Genomic DNA, 18,344 nt, shown 5'->3' on the forward strand with positions numbered 1-18,344 from the left:
GTCGACCTCCCAAGCTCAATGACACATGAGACAACCGGGCTTTGACGCCCGCAGCAAGGAGAATATCCGTGCCTATTCGAACAATCGTCTGGGGTGAGAACATCCACGAGCAGATCAATGAAACGGTGCGTTCGGTCTATCCGAATGGCATGCACAACACGATTGCCGACGCGCTGAATGCAGACAGCGGCATCAGTGCTACGACCGCCACCTTGCAGGAGCCGGAGCATGGCTTGCCGGAAGCGCGCCTTGCCGAGACCCACGTGCTGGTCTGGTGGGGACACAAGGATCACGGCGCCGTCAGTGATGAGGTGGTGGAGCGCGTGGCGAAGCGTGTCTTCGAGGGCATGGGGCTGATCGTGCTCCATTCCGGCCATTTCTCCAAAATCTTCAAGCGCGTGATGGGCACGCCCTGCGCGCTCAAATGGCGTGAGGCGGGCGAGCGTGAGCGCGTGTGGGTCGTCAATCGCGGCCACCCGATTGCCCAGGGGCTGGACGAGAATTTTGTCCTCGAAAATGAGGAAATGTATGGCGAACAGTTCTCTGTGCCGGAACCGCTGGAAACCGTCTTCATTTCGTGGTTCGCGGGTGGTGAAGTGTTCCGTTCCGGCATGACCTGGCGTCGCGGTGCGGGCAATGTGTTTTATTTCCGTCCTGGTCATGAAACCTACCCGACCTATCACGATGCGAATGTGCAGACCGTTCTGCGCAATTCGGTCAAATGGGCTTATAATCCGCAACCGGCATGGACAGGCATCCACACCGCGCCGAATGTTCCGGTCGAAAAGGCGCTGGAGCCAATTGTCGAGCGCGGGCCCAAGCTGCACAAGGCTGGTGAAGCCGGTTATCGCTGAGGTGCATGATGCGTCTTCTTATTCTGGGTACTGGCGGCATGGCGAAAAACCATGCCGAAGCCTTCAAGGCGATTGAGGGCGTCGAGGTTGTCGCGGCCTGCGACGTGTCGGCGGAACGTGTCGATGCGTTTTCGGAAAACCACGACATTCATAACCGCTTCACGCGGCTTGAAGATGCGCTGGAGTGGGGCCGCTTCGATGCGGTCGCCAATGTCACGCCGGACGCCATCCATCACCCGACCACGCTGACGCTGGTCGGGGCGGGCAAGCATGTCTTTTGCGAGAAGCCTCTGGCGGAAAGCTATGAGAAGGCGGCTGAAATGGCCGACGCTGCCGAGCAGGCCAATGTCGTTAATATGGTCAATCTGACCTATCGCAACGTCGCGCCCTTGCAGAAGGCACGCGAGATGGTTCTCGCCGGAGAAATCGGGCAGGTCCGCCATTTCGAGGCGTCCTATCTGCAAAGCTGGCTGGTGTCGAAGGCATGGGGTGACTGGAAGACCGAGAGCAAATGGCTCTGGCGTCTTTCGACCCGCCACGGGTCGAACGGTGTGCTGGGTGATGTCGGTATTCATATTCTCGATTTCGCATCCTATGCCATCGGCAGTGATGTGGAACGGGCGTCCGCACGGTTGAAAACCTTCGACAAGGCGGACAACGACCATATCGGCGAATATGTGCTGGACGCGAATGACAGCTTCGTCATGATGGCGGAATATGCCAACGGTGCGCTGGGGGTCATTCATGCCAGCCGCTGGGCGACCGGGCATCTGAACGAGTTGCGCTTGCGCATTCACGGTGACAAGGGCGCGCTGGAAGTGCTTCACACGCCCACCGGATCGAGCCTGCGCGGCTCTATCGGCGAGGATATCGAAACGCCGGTCTGGCGTGACATCGATGCCGGTATCGTCGAGACCAACTATCAGCGCTTTGCCCGCGCCGTGGCTGATGGCATTGGGCTTGAGCCGAGTTTCCGCCATGCCGCCAACCTCCAACGCGTGCTGGATCATGCCATGGTCGTGGATAGACCGTTGCCGGAAGTCGCCGCAAGCTGATCAAACGAGCGCCGATCTGTAGCAACGGGTCGGCGCTCGTCTTTGTTAGAAATTCATTAGAGCATTTCCAGCAAAAGTGCGTAGCGGTTTTGCGTAGGATAATGCGTAAAAACAAATGGATAGAGCGGTTCCACGATTCCGTTTTAACCGGAACCGCTCTAGCGCAAAGTGCGGGATATTTCCGCCTGCGTCGCCTTCAGCGCGGGCAAATAGCGCGCGATGACATCGGCCATCGGTTCATCGGTCAAAGCCAGACCGACATTGAGCGCGGCAACCACTTTCCCGTGGAAATTGGTAAGTGGTACGGCCATGGAACGCAGGCCGATTTCCACTTCCTGATCAATGCCCGCATAGCCTTGTTCGCGAATGCGGGCCAGCTCTTCCATGATGCGCGTCAGATCGGTTTCCGTCCGCGGCGTGCGGGCGATGCGCTGGCTAACGTTTAGTATTTCAAGCGCTTCTGCTTCGGGCAGAGCTGCCAGCAGCACTCGTCCCATAGAGGTGCAATAGGCGGGCAATCGCGATCCCGGCATCAGCATCACCGACATGACGCGCTGCTGCGCCGCGCGGGCGACATAGACAATTTCCGTCTCATCAAGAATGGAGACGGAAGTGCTTTGGCGGATTTCATCCGACAGGCGGTCGAGAAAAGGCTGCACGATACGCGGAAGCGGCATGGAGGCGAGGCACCCGGTGCCGAGCCGCAGAATGCGCGGCGTCACCGTGAAATATTTGCCGTCATAAGCACAATAGCCAAGCTCGGCTAATGTCAGCAGGCAGCGGCGTGTCGTGGCGCGGTCATAGCCGGATAGTTCCGCTGCATCGGAAATGCTGAGCCGTGGGTGATCGAAGGTGAAAGCCTCAATCACTTTCAGCCCCTTGGCCAGTCCGCCCATCATGTCGCGATCCTTGATCTGCACGCGGGCAACCTCCGTATTTGTGCGATTATCGAACAAAGTAAGCATAACGCACAAAATCATTGTGGTCGAGTGGGCGTCGTTTTATTCAATCTGGAGCGCATTTTTGAAGGACGGTTTCCGATTTTCGGCATGCGCACCGCCCGGCCCGACTTTGGCGCTGCGGTCGTCTGAGGAGAAGAATATGGACAAGACAATAGGAAGCCTTGCGGAAGCGGTTGCCGGTATCGGCGATGGCGCGACCGTGATGATCGGCGGGTTTGGTGGATCGGGCGCGCCGATTGAACTCATTCACGCGCTCATCGACAAGGGGTCGAAAAATCTGACGGTCATCAACAATAATGCCGGTAACGGTCGCATCGGCATCGCTGCCATGATCGACGCGGGGCTGATCAGGAAGATGATTTGTTCGTTTCCGCGCTCGTCCGATCCGCGCGCCTTCACGGACAAATATCTGGCCGGAGAAATCGAGCTTGAGCTGGTTCCGCAGGGAACGCTCGCCGAACGCATCCGTGCTGGTGGTGCTGGTATCCCGGCTTTCTATACGCCAACCGCTTATGGCACCGAGCTTGCCGATGGTAAGGTGATTGCAGAATTTGACGGCCGCGCTTACGTGCAGGAGCGCTGGCTTAAGGCGGATTTTGCGCTGATCAAGGCGCATGTGGCTGATATTCACGGCAATCTCAACTACCGTATGGCGGCGCGCAACTTCAATTCGCTGATGTGCATGGCGGCCGCCAAGACCATCGTGCAGGCATCCCAGATCGTGTCGCTTGGCGGCATCGAGCCGGAAAATGTCATCACGCCGGGCATCTTCGTCGACAGCATTGTCGAAGTGGCAAACCCGCAGCAGGAAGAAGAACTCATTCGGGCAGGAGTGGCCTACGTATGACCGTCGATACACGTGAGGACATCAAGCTTTCCAACGCCCAGATTGCCTGGCGCGCGGCGCAGGATATTGCCGACGGCGCTTATGTTAATCTTGGCATCGGCTTTCCTGAAATGGTTGCACGCTATCAGCCGGAAGGCCGCGAAGCGATCTTTCACACCGAGAACGGCATTCTCGATTTCGGCGAAGCGCCGCCGGAAGGTGAGGAAGACTGGGATCTTATCAATGCCGGCAAAAAGGCTGTGACGCTGAAGCCGGGTGCTGCCTTCTTCCACCATGCCGACAGCTTTGCCATGGTGCGCGGCGGCCATCTCGATGTGGCTATCCTCGGTGCCTATCAGGTGGCGCAGAACGGCGATCTGGCCAATTGGCGCGTCGGCGCCAAGGGGGTTCCCGCCGTCGGCGGCGCGATGGATCTTGTCCATGGCGCCAAGCAGGTGGTGGTCATCACAGAACATGTCACCAAGAAGGGCGAGCCGAAGCTGGTCGAAAAATGCGCCTTTCCGCTGACTGGCGTCGGCTGCATCACGCGCATCTATACCAGCCATGCAGTGGTTGACATAGACAAGGGCCGCTTTGTGCTGCGCGAAAAGCTTGCGGCGATGACGCTGGAAGAGCTACAGGCTATGACCGGCGCGAAGCTGCATATCGATGGCCCTGTTGCCGATCTCGTTGTTCCAGAATTGTGAGGCCTGTCATGACCGAAGCCTATATTTGCGATTACATCCGTACACCCATCGGTCGTTATGGCGGTGCGCTTTCCGCAGTCCGCGCCGATGATCTTGGCGCTGTGCCACTCAAGGCTCTGATGGAGCGCAACGCTTCCGTCGATTGGGAAGCCGTCGATGACGTCATCTTCGGTTCGGCCAATCAGGCAGGCGAAGACAACCGCAATGTCGCGCGCATGTCACTGCTGCTTGCTGGTATGCCGGTTAGCGTTTCTGGCACCACCATCAACCGTCTTTGCGGTTCGGGTATGGATGCGGTTATCGCCGCTGCACGCGCGATCAAGGCAGGCGAAGCGGAACTGATGATTGCGGGCGGCGTGGAAAGCATGAGCCGTGCGCCTTTCGTCATGCCGAAGGCCGATAGCGCCTTTTCGCGCAAGGCGGAAATCTTCGACACCACCATCGGCTGGCGCTTCGTCAATCCGCTGATGAAGAAGCAATATGGCGTCGATTCCATGCCTGAAACCGGCGAGAACGTTGCCGAAGACTATAAGGTCTCGCGCGCCGATCAGGATGCCTTTGCCGTTCGCAGCCAGAACAAGGCCGCTGAGGCGCAGGCCAACGGACGTTTGGCCAAGGAAATCGTGGCGGTTACTATTCCGCAGCGCAAGGGCGATCCGATCGTCGTGGACAAGGACGAGCATCCGCGTGCCACCAGCATCGAAGCGCTGGCCAAGCTGCCGACGCCTTTCCGCGAAGGCGGCACGGTCACGGCGGGCAATGCATCGGGCGTTAATGACGGCGCTGCCGCGCTGATCGTTGCTTCGGAAGCGGCGGTGAAGAAATATGGCCTCACGCCTATCGCCCGCGTTGTGGGCGGTGCGACGGCTGGTGTGCCGCCGCGCATCATGGGCATTGGCCCGGCGCCGGCAACCAAGAAGCTAAGCGCCCGCATCGGCATTGCACCTGATGCTTTCGACGTGATCGAACTGAACGAAGCTTTCGCCTCGCAGGGCCTTGCCGTGCTGCGCGAGCTGGGCATTGCCGATGATGACAGCCGCGTCAATCCGAATGGCGGCGCGATTGCGCTCGGCCATCCGCTTGGCATGTCGGGTGCGCGCATTGCTGGCACCGCGGCGCTGGAACTGTCGCTGAACGGCGGCAAATATGCGCTGGCCACCATGTGCATCGGCGTCGGTCAGGGCATTGCCATCGCGCTTGAGCGCGTCTGATCCATCTTCCGCATCTCCAGCGAGGTTGTGAAGCAGCTTTGCTGGAGATATTTGCGGCTTGGTAGATCAAATGGGGTTCTTGGCGGAAGAGAATGGGAGTCGAACCCACCAAAGACCGTCTATCGGCCCCTCCCGGATTTGAAGTCCGGACGCCCCACCAGGGACGCGTCTCTTCCACTATTTAGCGCGTACTTGCAGCTGGTTCACTCTGCGTGAAATCGCCGAACAAGTCCAGCTTGCGCCGGTTTAGCCGACGCAAATCTCCGCGTCGGATCGTGACGCTGTTTCGATCAAAGAATTCAAGAATTTGGATGGCCACCTTGCGGCCACTGTCCACACGGTCACGAAAGCGCGCTGCGATAAACCAGCCGCTGTCGAACTCCGCATCCATTAACGAAAGTATCGCGATCATCTCGGCAATAGTGCTTCGCTGAAAAAAGTGATCCTGCGCAACTTCATGCACACGTCCCATGCGACCGCCGAGTTTGAGAATGCGACGGATTTCTTCCTCTTTCTCATCAAGCAAACCGGCAATGTCGCGCACGCGCGGCGGGCGAAAGCGTGCTTCGCCGCCAAGCATCGGCGCGATCCGCTCCCACAGTGCCGTGTCGGCATCGCTCATGGTCACTTCATGATCGCTGAGACGAAGCCATGCGCCATCGAGCGTCACCCGTTGCGCGTCTGTTAGCGCGGCTATTGCCGCCCGGAAGGCGCTCGCAGGCAGACGTGGCTTCAAAAGCAGGCGCAGCCTTTCCACCCCCATACCAATCAGGTCGGGGTTCTCATCATGAAAATTGCCAAGCCGCTCCAGAATGTCACTGCGCAACGCATTCCAGCGCTCTGGCAGCAGCAGCAATTGCGACTGGCCCTGCGGGAGAACCGTCGCATTGAGTGCTAGTGCCAGAACGTGTGGCTCATCGGCCAAAGCGCAGTCACGCAGGAAAGCGGTTGCATCCAGATAAAACGGGTCGACGGACAGCAGTGCCCGTGCCGCTTCTACCGGATCATCAATGGCATGAGCGTCGAGTTGTGCCAAGCGCTCGGTGCTGCGGCGCTTGCGCTGCGGCGGACGTAGATCAAGAAAGCGACCGCCTCCGATTGTTCGCTGCGCGGACACGTCGCGTATGACAAAACGATCACCTGAGGCGGCTGCAATCGGGCGGTCCAGCACCAGTTGCACACGTGCTTGAGTGCCCGGCGCGAGGTCATTGTCCTGCAACAGCACGATGCGCGCACCCACTTCCGCCGATGCATGGTGCAGCCGCACCGGAAACCACTGGTCTATCGGCTTGCGTTCCGACGACAGGATTGAAAGAGAGGCGTCGATACGGTCTGTCGGCATGTGCAGTTCGGGCGACAACACCATGTCACCGCGGCTGACAGCCTCCTTGGAAATACCATCGCCTGCCAGATTGAGCGCACAACGGTCGCCTGCCTGTGCAGTTTCGCTTGGCCGGTTCTGCGCATGGATTGTGCGCACCCGCACCTGCTTGCCCGAAGGGCTGATGGTCAGTTGATCGCCAAATCTGACAGTGCCGGAAAGGACCGTGCCAGTCACGACTGTACCCGCGCCCTGAATGGTGAAAGAGCGGTCCACGGCGAGCCGAAAGCGTCCATCGGCGCGGCGGTGCGGGAAATTGTGAGCCTCGCTTTCGAGGACCGCTTTAAGGCGGTCCAGCCCTACGCCAGTGATGGTAGACACCTGCAATATGGCCGCATCGGCAAGGGGCGTGGCAGCCAGCACATTGCGGATATCCGTCTCCACCTCGGCCAGACGAGCAGCGTCAACGAGATCGCTTTTCGTGATCACAACGATGCCGCGATTGATCCCGAGCAGACTGACGATAGCCAGATGCTCGCGTGTTTGCGGCATGATGCCATCGTCTGCCGCGACCACCAGCAGAACGAAGTCGATGCTGGCCGCGCCTGCCAGCATGGTATGCACGAATTTTTCGTGCCCCGGCACATCGACGAAGCCGAGAATTTCCTGTTCGTTGCTTGTCAGAGGGAGATAGGCAAAGCCAAGATCGATGGAAATGCCGCGTGCTTTTTCTTCCTTGAGCCGGTCGGTGTCGACTTTCGTCAGCGCACGCACGAGGGACGTCTTACCGTGATCGATATGTCCCGCCGTGCCGATAATCATGGGCGGCGTTCCCCGGCAGCTCTTGTCTCGGCTGTCCGGCGTTCGTCATCATCCAGCTGATCGCGAGCTGCTTGCAGGAAAGAATCGGCAAGGGCGCTGCCTTCGGATCTGGCGCGCAACAAATGTTCGTAAGCCGCCAAAGCATCGCGCTCCACACCCATACCGAGATGCAATGCTGCGCCGAGCATTGCCTCGCCATCGGCATCGCCAGCGTCTGCCGCCTTTCGCCACCAGAACACGGCCTGTGCTGGATCGCGCGGCACACCGACCGCGTTATGATAGATCATACCAAGCCGCGTCATGGCGGCGGCAACGCCGCCCTCGGCTGCCTTCTGTGCCCATTCACGTGCTTCCACCGGGTCGGCAGCAACGGTGTCGCCTTCCAGCAGCATCCAGCTCAACATGTCCTGTGCTTGCGGGTCGCCCTGTTCGGCAGCCAGACGATAAAGCCTTGCCGCTTCCGAATAATCCGGGTCGATGTCCTCGCCCTTGAAGAGAAGCGAGGCGAGATTGCGCTGGCCCGAGGCGTCGCCAGCCTTAGCCGATAAGGCCAGCCATTGATGCGCGAGATCTATGTCTCTTTCGACCCCCATGCCACCGGCAAAGCAAGCGCCGATATTGTTCTGGGCGCGCGCATTGCCCTTGCGCGCCAACGGTTCCCATATTGACAGAGCGGTGGCGTAGTCCCCCGATTTTGCGGCGACAAGCGCCTTTTCCAGTGACTGCGCGTCACTGTCCTGTTTCGGCTTGCGGGAGAAAAGATCAGTGAGCCGCATAGGAAGCCAGATTCCTGACGAAGCGGCCTTCATCATCGAGGCAACGCAGATCGAGAATGAAAGCGCCTTTTTCAATGCGACCGATCACTGGCAGCGGCAATTGTCGCAGCGCGGTGGCCAAAGCGGTGAGCGCGGAGCCACTGCCGTCTTTCGGGACGATGGACAATCCGGCACTTGGAACGGTCGATAATGGCAAAGCACCGGAGCCAATCTGGCTGGCACAATCGGTTACGGTCACATCAAAGGCAGCGCCGAGCACTGTTTGCAGCTCAGGCTGCAATCGGATGGATTGATTGGCGATGTCGCTTTTCGATCGCGCCAGATAGCGAAGTGTTGGCAGCTTTTCGGCCAGTCTTTCGGGGTTGCGATAGAGCTTCAGCGTTGCCTCCAGCGCTGCGAGCCGGATTTTGTCGACGCGAAGAGCGCGTTTCATCGGGTTCTTGTTTATGCGGGCGATCAGATCGCGCCGCCCGACGATGAACCCGGCTTGCGGTCCGCCCAGTAGCTTGTCGCCGGAGAAGGTGATGACATCGGCCCCTTCGGCAACGGCTTCGCGCACGGTCGGTTCATGCGCCAGACCGAAAGCCGTCAGGTCGGCGAGCGTGCCGGACCCAAGGTCGTTGACCAGCGGTACGCCGCGCGTCCTGGCGATTGCGGCAAGCTCTGTAGCCGATACCTCGCGCGTAAACCCTTCAATGCGATAATTGGAAGTGTGGACCTTCAATATCAGCCCGGTATCCGGCCCGATAGCACCTTCATAGTCACGCGGATGAGTGCGGTTTGTGGTGCCAATCTCCACCAGTCTGGTGCCTGCGCGGGTCATAATATCCGGCATGCGGAATGCACCGCCGATTTCAATCAGTTCGCCGCGTGAAACGACCGACTCCTTGCCTGCCGCAAGGCTATTCAGCACCAGCAGCACGGCAGCGGCATTGTTGTTGACGACGGTTGCATCTTCCGCGCCGGTCAGTTCGCAGACAAGTGCGCGCAGATGATCATCGCGTTCACCGCGCCCGCCGGTTGAAAGATCGAACTCCAGCGAAACGGCTTCGCGCATGGCTGCCGTCGCAGCCTCGATTGCCGCTTCGGCCAGAATGGCGCGACCGAGATTGGTGTGCAGAACCGTTCCCGTCAGATTGAACAACGGGCGCAGGCTCGATTGCCCTGAGGCTTCAAGCAGATCAATGGCTCGTGTGGCAATCACTGCGCTGCTGGACGGCGCAGCGCCGGATTTCACGGCTTCGCGAACGTCGGTCAGGACCGTGCGGATGGCTTCAGTCAGTGCCGGGCGACCGAACCGTTCGAGCGTGGAGCCAAGTTCCGGCATTTGCAGAAGCGCATCGACGGAAGGCAATTGTCGCAGGTGAGACCGGGTCTGATCCATGGCACCTCACAATCCGGCAAGCAAGGCTGCAAAGCCGCTGCGCCGATAGGGCGTTTCGCGCATCAGCATATCGAGGCCGAGGCTTGCCACATCGTCGGTCATCGGGTCTGCATCAGTGGATTGCTGCTGGTAGATGATCTTGGTCCAGCTTCCGCATTCGTCACAGGTTTCCGCCTTGATGACGCCGCCGCCGTCTTCGACCTCTTTATAGCCGACCCCTTTGGTAGAGCCGCAGCAGGTGCATTTGATACGGACATAGTGCCAGAGCGTGTTGCAGACCGAGCAGGAACAAAAGCGCGCGCCATGCGCGCCTTTCCAGCCAACGACGATTGAACTCGACGGCATGCTGCCGCAAGCGGGGCAGACCCCGTCTGCAACAGGGTTCACGGCTTTTGGATTAAGCGCGGATGCCAGCAGCGTGAAATGCAACTGGAGACCGGCCCAGATATAGATATGTTCGGCAATTGCATCCGGCGGCAGCATGCCGGTGAAGACCGCATTGATCATGCGGCGGCGCTCCGCAGCGCTGGCGGCGATCACTCGCTCCAAAGCGTCGGCGGCATCCTGCGGTTTGGCGATATTGCGGGCGCGATCAAACAGCTTGTCGAAGATTGAATTCAGGGTGCCGTCCGATGCCGCCGCATCGCGGTCAATGCAGGGCATTTCCGGCAGCTGAGTGGTGTCTGATTGTGTCGCTGGACCTAGCTCGATCTGAACGGCTGCTTGCGCATCGCTCAGATCGGCGACAAATTCGAGATAGGGTTTGAGCGGACTCACCGACCCCAACAGCCGCAGGCGCGCGGCTCTTCGGGAAAACAGGTCGTCAGGATCGGGCAATCTCACAAAGGGTGGAGACGACACCTCGCCAATCGCCGTTGGATCCGGCGCCAGATCTGTCTTGCCTGCCATTCTACTCCCTCACGAACCCGCCGGGCCACGTGGACCACTGCAATCGTATTTATTCTTGGTCGCTCGCCAGATTTTTCAACCCGGCGAGCGCAAAATTATGCAGCCGGTTTGCTGCTTGTGGGTTTGGCCTTTCGCTTGGCGTTCAGCTCGCGCAGCCATTTGCGATGGTGACGCCATGCCCAGCCGCCGGTCACCGTGCCGCGTGTCATGGCGCTGAATGTGCCTCTGATCCATATTGCGGCGTAGACATGCACGATCCAGACGCAGATGGCGACGACAGCGGCCATCGAGTGGATAAGTAGCGCCCAGCGCTGCTGGTTGATGCTGACGATGGAGCCGAAATATTCGTTCCAGATGGCGAGACCCGAAACGATCAGGATGATGATCAGCAGTGACATCGACCAGAAAACCAGCTTCTGCCCGGCATTATATTTGCCGACTTCTGGCAGTTTTTCCTCATCGCCCGCGATCACGTCATTAACCTGGCCGAGCCAGCGCGTGTCTTCGCGCTTCCAAAGATTGGCGCTCCAGAAACGCACGAAGAGGCCAAAGAAGCTGAAGAACAGCACCACGCCGATCCACGGATGGATAGTGCGTGTCCACTGGCCGCCGCCAAAAAGACCGGACAGGAAAAACAGCCAGGGGTGGAACATGGCAAGTCCAGACAGCGCCAGCAGCACAAGGCTGATGGCGGTAATCCAGTGATTGATGCGCGCGCTGCCGGAATAGCGGTGTACCCGCACCGGCTTGCCCGGTTCTATGTCGTCGCTGGCGGAAACATCGTCAAAGTCGGTCTTGCTCATGAGCTTTTTTCTCCCGTGAGCTTTTCGGCCTCTTCCTCGTCATGTTCGGTCACGACGTTCGGACCTTTGATAATATAGTGCAGGAAGCCAGCGGCTGCGGCCAGTCCCATGACCGCCATGCCCGCATATTTGGAGACGCCTTTCCAGACTTCGACAACCGGGCTGATGCGCGGGTTGTTCGGCAAGTTGGCGTAAATTTCCGGTTTGTCGGCGTGGTGCAGCACATACATGACGTGTGTGCCGCCGACTCCCGGCGGATCATAAAGCCCGGCGTTTTCAAAGCCGCGGGATTTCAGATCCTTAATGCGCCCATCGGCCCATTCCTTCATCTCGTCCTTGGTTCCATAGACGATGGCCTGGGTCGGGCATGCTTTTGCGCAGGCAGGGCCTTGTCCAACCGCAATGCGGTCGGAGCACAGCGTGCATTTATAGGCCTTGTGGGTCACTTCCGAGACACGGGGGATGTTGAACGGACAGCCCTTGATGCAATAGCCGCAGCCAATGCAGTTATCGTGGATGAAATCGACGATGCCGTTGGAATACTGCACGATGGCGCCCGGCGCCGGGCAGGCCTTGAGGCAGCCGGGGTCTTCACAATGCATGCAGCCATCCTTGCGGATCAGCCATTCCAGATTACCGGTATCGGGATTATCCCACTCGGTATAACGCATCAGCGTGAAGGTGTTCGGCGTCAGATCATGCGGGTTGTCATAGACCCCCACATTGATGCCGACTTCCTCATGCGTATCGTTCCATTCAGCACAGGCCGACTGGCACGCCTTGCAGCCAATGCATTTCGACACGTCGATCAGCTTGGCCACTTCGGTCTGGCGTTCGACTGGCGGCGTCACGGATGACGCCGACCGCCGCATCAGATCATTGTCACCAAAGCGCGGAGCTTGTGGCTGGACGTTGGGATTGGGAACGGGTGGAAACATTCTTCAATCCCTTCTAAGCAACAGGCGCGCTGCTGCGCTCGATATTGACCAGAAACGCCTTGAATTCCGGCGTCTCGATGTTTGCGTCGCCGACAAACGGGGTCAGCGAATTCGGACCGAAGCCCTTGCGGGCAGCGCCCATGAAGCCCCAATGCAGCGGAATGCCCACCACATGCACCGTCTTGCCGTCGCAGATGAGCGGCTTGATGCGTTTGGTCACCACTGCCTTGGCCTTGACCGAGCCGCGCTTCGACCAGACACGCACCCAGTCACCCTTGGCGATGCCCTTTTCCTTCGCCAGCTCTTCCGAAATTTCCACGAAGAATTCCGGCTGAAGCACGGCATTCACATGCACATGCTTGGTCCAGTAGTGGAAGTGTTCGGTCAGGCGATAGGAGGTTGCCGCATAAGGGAACTCCTCGGATGCCGTATCGGCGAACTGCTTGAAGTCGTTGTTGAAGACGCGGGCCACCGGATTGCCCCGAATATTCGGCGCAATCACATTGGCCAGCGGTGACTCAAACGGCTCGTAATGGGCCGGGAACGGACCGTCGCGCATCATGCCACGGCAGAACAGGCGCGATGTGCCTTCCGCATTCATGATGAACGGCCCGACTTCATGCGGCTTGGCGGTCGGCGCAATGTCCGGCACGTCATAGCCTGTCCACTTCGTCCCATCCCATTCGATGAGCTTGCGGCTCGGATCCCACGCCTTGCCGTCAAGATCGGCGGAAGCACGGTTATAGAGGATGCGACGATTGGCGGGCCATGCCCAGGACCAGTTCAAATAAGCGCCAGTCTCGTCGGGGTCGTGATTGTCGCGACGGGCCATGTTGTTGCCCGCCTCGGTGAAGCAGCCGGAATAAACCCAGCAGCCCGACGTTGTGGAGCCGTCATCGCGCAGCGCGGCAAAACCGGGCAGCAGTTTCCCTGCCTCCAGAACCACCTTGCTCGGGTCTGTCGGATCCATCAGCGTGGTCAGTGCACGACCGTTCAGCTCCTGCGCCAGTTCTTCGGCGGTCGGTTCTTCCGGGTCCTTGTAATCCCAGACCAGATTGAGAATTGGATCAGGGAAGGGGCCGCCTTCTTTGCTGTAAAGCGCCTTCAGCCGCATATAAATCTGCGCCATGATCCAGTTATCGGTCTTCGCCTCGCCCGGCGGTGTTGCTCCCGGCCAGTGCCATTGCAGCCAACGGCCGGAATTGGTCAGCGAGCCTTCATCCTCTGCAAAGCAGGTGGATGGCAGCTGGAACACTTCCGTCTGGATCGACGCTGTATCGACGTCGTTATATTCGCCGTGGTTTTCCCAGAAGCGCGATGTTTCCGTTTCGAGCGGGTCCATCGTGACGAGGAATTTCAGCTTCGACAGGGCCGCGGTCAGCTTGTTGCGGTTTGGCACCGCCATCAGCGGATTGAAGCCCTGACAGACATAGCCGTTGACCTTGCCATTGTTCATCATGTCGAAAATGCGCAACACGTCATAATTCGGCACGTCGAGCTTCGGCAGCCAGTCATAGGCGAAGTCGTTTTCCACGGTGGCTGCATTACCCCACATGGACTTCTGGAAGCTTACGAAGAATTTCTTGTAGTTCTGCCAGTAACTCGTCTGGTTCGGACGCAGAGGCTTGAAGCTGCGCGTCGACATATAGGTGTCGAGGTCGATCTCTTTCTCCACCGGGATATTCATATAGCCCGGCAGAAGATTGGACATCAGGCCGATATCGGTCAGCCCCTGAATATTGGAGTGGCCGCGCAGCGCATTCATGCCGCCGCCCCGCACCCCGATATTACCGAGGATCAGCTGAAGCATCGCCATGCCGCGAATGTTCTGCGCACCCTTGGAATGTTGCGTCCAGCCAAGCGCATACATGGATGTCATGGTCTTTGTGGGTGACGAACATTCCCCGATCATCTCGGCCACTTTCAGGAATTTCTCCTTCGGTGTGCCACAGATGCGCTCGACCATTTCCGGCGTGTAGATGGAAGCATGCTGTTTCAGCAGGTTCCACACGCAACGCGGATGCTGCAACGTATCGTCCACGACGGCATAGCCGTCGTCGCCGATCACATATTCCCAGCTCGAGCGATCATAATCGCGCTTTTCCTCGTCATAGCCGGTAAACAGCCCGTCCTTATACTCGAAGCCATCCTTGACGATGTAGCTGGCATTGGTGAAGTGCTTCACATATTCCCACTGCACGTGATCGTTCTGGATGCAATAGTTGATGACGCCGAGCAGGAAGGCGATATCCGACCCTTGACGGATCGGCGAATAATAATCCGCTACCGATGCCGTGCGCGTGAAACGCGGATCGACGACGATCAGCCGGGCGCCACGGTTGGCCTTGGCCTCCGTCACCCATTTGAAGCCGCATGGATGCGCTTCCGCCGCATTGCCGCCCATGACGACGATGAGGTCAGTGTTCTTGATGTCTGTCCAGGCGTTGGTCATTGCGCCACGGCCAAATGATGGGGCGAGACTCGCCACCGTCGGGCCGTGTCAGACGCGAGCCTGATTATCGAATGCGACTATGCCTGCACTGCGCACCACCTTGTAGGTGAGAAACGCTGTTTCGTTGGTTGTTGCGGAAGCGGCGAGGAACCCCGTCGACGTCCAGCGGTTGACGGTGACGCCCGCCTCATTCTTCGCGATGAAGTTTGCATCGCGGTCATCCTTGAGGTGGCGCGCAATCCGATCCAGCGCATCGTCCCAGGATATGCGCTTGAACGCGCCCGAGCCGGGTTCACGCACCATCGGATATTGCAGGCGGGTATTCGCTTTGACGAAATCCTTGAGCGCCGCACCCTTCGGGCACAACGTGCCGCGATTGGTCGGGTGATCCGTGTCGCCTTCGACATGGATCAGGTCAGCCTTCTCGCCCTTGCGCACATCGCCCTTGGAATAAAGGATGATGCCACAGGCCACCGAGCAATAGGGGCAGGTATTCCGGGTTTCGGTCGTATTGGCCAGCTTGAAGGGGCGAATGGACTCGGCATAGGCGGTTTCCACCGCGCCAAAGCCGAAAGAACCGAGCGCCGAAGCCGCTACCACCGCTCCCGTTCCGCCCAGAAACTGGCGGCGTGAGAGCTCCACATTCATAGCGCGATACCTCCCTGATGATCAGAACCGACGTGCCGGGATATAGTCGCAGGCACGTTGCCGGGCAGGCTTGACTTTCAAGTCGTTAGTTCAACGCAATAAATTGCAGTTGTCAACCGAAGCGAAGGTCGAAAAATGTAACAACAAAGTGCATTTATAAATAACATGACTATCATAGTCAGGTATTAATACATGAATGTAATCTTTACGAACACTTTGTCTTGTTTGTTCGTTGATTGACGGACTTCTACAAACACGGCAGACTGCCGTTGTGACTTCTTCCGCTGCTCCCGAGTTTCGGGGCCTTGATCATGGATCATTCCTGGCCTGCGCTGACCGTTCCGGTCAGGCGCAACAGCAGCGCTTTCTCCGCAAAATCGCAAGAAACAAAGCTCATGGCTCCAAAAGGGGCTATTTAAGGGGATCGTCATGAATCGTCGGGAACTCCTGAAATCCGGTGCGGCCTGCGCCGCCCTCAGCGCCATGCCGGGCTTAAGCTTGACGCCTGCCTTCGCTGCTGACGGCACCTTTGCGCCGCAGCCGTCGAACTGGCGCAGCTTCGAAATCAAGACCGTCGTCAATCCAGCCGGGTCCAAGGATGTCATCCGGGCATGGGTGCCGCTGGCAGGGTTTCAGGCGGATGACTGGAACCGCGCGGAAGGCAATCGCTGGAGGACCAATGCCAAGGTCGCCCAACTCGATCGTGATCCGCATAGCGGGGTAGGCCTGCTCTATCTCGAATGGGCGCCGGGCGGGGAAGAGCCGTCAGCGGAAATTATCAGCCTCATCTCGACCCGGGACCGCGCGAGCAACCTTGAAGCATCGGCAGCTGTAGCACCACTGACGCAGACAGAACGCGCCAAATATCTGGCCGGAACACGGCTGGCTCCGGTGGATGGCATCGTTCGGGAAACCGCCGACAAGATCGTCGGCGATGCCTCACGCGATCAGGACAAAGCGCGCCGCATCTATGACTGGGTTGTCGCCAACACCTATCGGCGTGCCTCCACGCGCGGCTGCGGTGATGGCGATATCGTGGCCATGTTGAAGAGCGGCGATCTTGGCGGCAAATGCGCTGATCTCAACCCGCTTTTCGTGGCGCTGGTACGCTCAGCCGGCATTCCTGCCCGCGATCTTTACGGGGTGCGGGTGGCACCGTCCGCCTTTGGTTACAAGAGCCTTGGCGCGAAGAACGAGGTCATCACCAAGTCGCAGCATTGCCGTGCTGAAATCTATCTCGACGGCGTTGGCTGGGTGGCGACCGATCCTGCCGATGTTCGAAAGGTCATGCTTGAAGAGGAGAAGGACGGGCTGACCGCAGACGATCCGCGTGTCGTTGCTGTTCGTCAGAAGCTCTTCGGGGCGTGGGAAGGCAACTGGATCGCCTTCAATGACGGCAGTGACGTCGATCTGCCATCCGCGAAGGGTGGGGAGCTTGGTTTCCTGATGTATCCGCAAGCCGAAGTGGCCAGCACGCGTCTCGATTGCCTCGACGCGGATGCTTTCCGTTATAGCATGACGGCACGCGAAATCTCGATCTGATACGAAATAACATGCCGGGGCGGTTTCTGTTTGCACTCGCGAACGAACCGCTTTCGGCTCAGGAGGAATTATGGATATCGCATCGCCCATCCGTCTCAGCACTCTGGCGCATGGCGGCGGCTGCGGCTGCAAGCTGGCGCCTGCCGTGTTGCAAAATCTGTTTGCGGACCAGCCCGCCATTCAGCCTTTCAAGCAACTGCTTGTCGGCACTGAGACCGGCGACGATGCAGCGGTCTGGCAGCTGGATGATGAAACCTGCGTGATCGCTACGACGGATTTCTTCATGCCGATGGTGGACGATCCTGTCGATTTCGGGCGCATTGCTGCAACCAACGCCATATCCGATGTTTACGCTATGGGTGGAACGCCGATCATGGCGCTGGCGATCCTCGGCATGCCGGTGAACCAGATGCCTGCCGAAATGATCCGTGATATCCTGAAAGGCGGTTCCAGCATTTGCGCCGAAGCCGGTATTCCGGTGGCAGGTGGCCATTCCATCGATGCGCCGGAGCCGATTTATGGGCTGGCGGTGATCGGCACATGCAAGCTCTCGAATCTGCGCAAGAACAGTGGAGCCAAACCGGGCGATGTGCTCATTTTGACCAAGGGGCTTGGCGTCGGCATCTATTCCGCCGCTTTCAAGAAACAGGTGCTCGACAGCGCAGGTTACGATGAGATGATGGCCTCCGTCACTCTGCTGAACCGTGTTGGCGCTGAACTTGGAAAGGATGAGGCCGTTCATGCCATCACAGATGTGACAGGCTTCGGTATCCTCGGTCATGCGCTTGAAATGGCGCGAGGATCGAAGGTTGGCATCACACTTCGATATAGTGAACTTCCGCTTTTGAGCCAGGCTGCACGCCTTGCAGAGGAGGGCTTTATCACTGGCGCTTCGACCCGCAACTGGGCGAGCTATGGCGACGAAGTGCACCTCGCCGACGACACGCCGCTCTGGCAGCAGCAATTGCTGACTGACCCGCAAACCTCCGGTGGTCTGCTTGTTTCCTGTGCGCCAGATGCGGCGGAGCGTATTCTCGCGACAATCCGCTCCGCCGGTTATCCGGCGGCGCGTATCATCGGAACGGTTGGTGAAGCACCGTCAGTGGTAACGGTGGTCGACTAAAGCCCTGATTG

The 18,344-nt window shown here is 58.9% G+C and carries 15 protein-coding genes and 1 tRNA gene; 7 read left to right on the forward strand and 9 right to left on the reverse strand.

The genetic code is table 11. The features are described from left to right. Nucleotides 1–68: 68 nt before the first annotated feature. Together ACTJKP_RS16515 and ACTJKP_RS16520 are read left to right on the forward strand one after the other, a co-directional pair. Entirely contained in the window at nt 69–854 is a 786-nt protein-coding gene (locus tag ACTJKP_RS16515) for a ThuA domain-containing protein (protein ID WP_440631436.1), read from the forward strand. 8 nt (nt 855–862) lie between these two features. Continuing rightward, nucleotides 863–1,909, forward strand: a complete 1,047-nt coding sequence (locus ACTJKP_RS16520; protein ID WP_138786244.1) for a Gfo/Idh/MocA family protein — start codon at nt 863–865, stop codon at nt 1,907–1,909. 158 nt (nt 1,910–2,067) lie between these two features. Here ACTJKP_RS16520 and ACTJKP_RS16525 read toward each other — a convergent pair whose 3' ends face one another. After that, entirely contained in the window at nt 2,068–2,829 is a 762-nt protein-coding gene (locus ACTJKP_RS16525; RefSeq protein WP_440631499.1) for an IclR family transcriptional regulator domain-containing protein, read from the reverse strand. A gap of 181 nt (nt 2,830–3,010) precedes the next feature. On the opposite strand from ACTJKP_RS16525, the gene ACTJKP_RS16530 reads away from it, so the two are divergent. From ACTJKP_RS16530 to pcaF, 3 genes are read left to right on the forward strand one after another with little or no spacing between them, the layout of a single operon-like run. Then, nucleotides 3,011–3,718, forward strand: coding sequence for a 3-oxoacid CoA-transferase subunit A (locus ACTJKP_RS16530; protein ID WP_440631437.1), 708 nt, complete (start codon nt 3,011–3,013; stop codon nt 3,716–3,718). Beyond that, nucleotides 3,715–4,404, forward strand: coding sequence for a CoA transferase subunit B (locus ACTJKP_RS16535; protein WP_078338305.1), 690 nt, complete (start codon nt 3,715–3,717; stop codon nt 4,402–4,404). Before ACTJKP_RS16530 ends, ACTJKP_RS16535 begins: the two co-directional genes overlap by 4 nt. A gap of 8 nt (nt 4,405–4,412) precedes the next feature. Beyond that, complete coding sequence (pcaF, locus tag ACTJKP_RS16540; protein WP_440631438.1) at nt 4,413–5,615, forward strand: 3-oxoadipyl-CoA thiolase; 1,203 nt, start codon at nt 4,413–4,415, stop codon at nt 5,613–5,615. 80 nt (nt 5,616–5,695) lie between these two features. Here pcaF and ACTJKP_RS16545 read toward each other — a convergent pair. The 8 genes from ACTJKP_RS16545 to fdnG all read right to left on the reverse strand — a co-directional run bounded on the left by ACTJKP_RS16545 (nt 5,696) and on the right by fdnG (nt 15,668). Next, nucleotides 5,696–5,791 (reverse strand) — tRNA-Sec (locus ACTJKP_RS16545). A 5-nt stretch (nt 5,792–5,796) separates the two neighbouring features. Continuing rightward, nucleotides 5,797–7,758 carry a selenocysteine-specific translation elongation factor gene (gene selB / locus ACTJKP_RS16550; RefSeq protein WP_440631439.1) on the reverse strand — a complete coding sequence of 654 codons (1,962 nt, stop codon included), beginning with the start codon at nt 7,756–7,758 and terminating at the stop codon, nt 5,797–5,799. After that, on the reverse strand, nt 7,755–8,534 hold the full coding sequence (locus ACTJKP_RS16555) for a tetratricopeptide repeat protein (RefSeq protein ID WP_440631440.1): 780 nt from the start codon (nt 8,532–8,534) through the stop codon (nt 7,755–7,757). Before ACTJKP_RS16555 ends, selB begins: the two co-directional genes overlap by 4 nt. Continuing rightward, nucleotides 8,521–9,918: an L-seryl-tRNA(Sec) selenium transferase gene (selA, locus tag ACTJKP_RS16560; RefSeq protein WP_440631441.1), complete on the reverse strand. Its 1,398-nt coding sequence runs from the start codon at nt 9,916–9,918 to the stop codon at nt 8,521–8,523. Before selA ends, ACTJKP_RS16555 begins: the two co-directional genes overlap by 14 nt. A gap of 6 nt (nt 9,919–9,924) precedes the next feature. Continuing rightward, nucleotides 9,925–10,827 (reverse strand): formate dehydrogenase accessory protein FdhE, encoded by a 903-nt coding sequence (gene fdhE, locus ACTJKP_RS16565; RefSeq protein ID WP_440631442.1) that lies wholly within the window; start codon nt 10,825–10,827, stop codon nt 9,925–9,927. Between the two features lie 95 nt (nt 10,828–10,922). Continuing rightward, nucleotides 10,923–11,630, reverse strand: coding sequence for a formate dehydrogenase subunit gamma (locus tag ACTJKP_RS16570; protein ID WP_440631443.1), 708 nt, complete (start codon nt 11,628–11,630; stop codon nt 10,923–10,925). Further along, nucleotides 11,627–12,568, reverse strand: coding sequence for a formate dehydrogenase subunit beta (gene fdxH, locus ACTJKP_RS16575; RefSeq protein ID WP_440631444.1), 942 nt, complete (start codon nt 12,566–12,568; stop codon nt 11,627–11,629). The genes ACTJKP_RS16570 and fdxH overlap by 4 nt, the downstream gene beginning before the upstream one ends. A gap of 13 nt (nt 12,569–12,581) precedes the next feature. Further along, nucleotides 12,582–15,668 carry a formate dehydrogenase-N subunit alpha gene (gene fdnG / locus ACTJKP_RS16580; protein WP_078338334.1) on the reverse strand — a complete coding sequence of 1,029 codons (3,087 nt, stop codon included), beginning with the start codon at nt 15,666–15,668 and terminating at the stop codon, nt 12,582–12,584. A gap of 429 nt (nt 15,669–16,097) precedes the next feature. On the opposite strand from fdnG, the gene ACTJKP_RS16585 reads away from it, so the two are divergent. Both ACTJKP_RS16585 and selD read left to right on the forward strand, forming a co-directional pair. Next, entirely contained in the window at nt 16,098–17,210 is a 1,113-nt protein-coding gene (locus tag ACTJKP_RS16585) for a transglutaminase domain-containing protein (RefSeq protein ID WP_440631445.1), read from the forward strand. A gap of 70 nt (nt 17,211–17,280) precedes the next feature. Further along, the gene (selD, locus tag ACTJKP_RS16590; RefSeq protein ID WP_440631446.1) at nt 17,281–18,333 is read left to right on the forward strand and encodes a selenide, water dikinase SelD; all 1,053 of its coding nucleotides are present in this window, start codon (nt 17,281–17,283) and stop codon (nt 18,331–18,333) included. Nucleotides 18,334–18,344 lie beyond the last annotated feature (11 nt).

Origin of the sequence: Brucella sp. 22210 (genome assembly GCF_052045675.1) — a bacterium.
Taxonomy (GTDB): Bacteria; Pseudomonadota; Alphaproteobacteria; order Rhizobiales; family Rhizobiaceae; genus Brucella.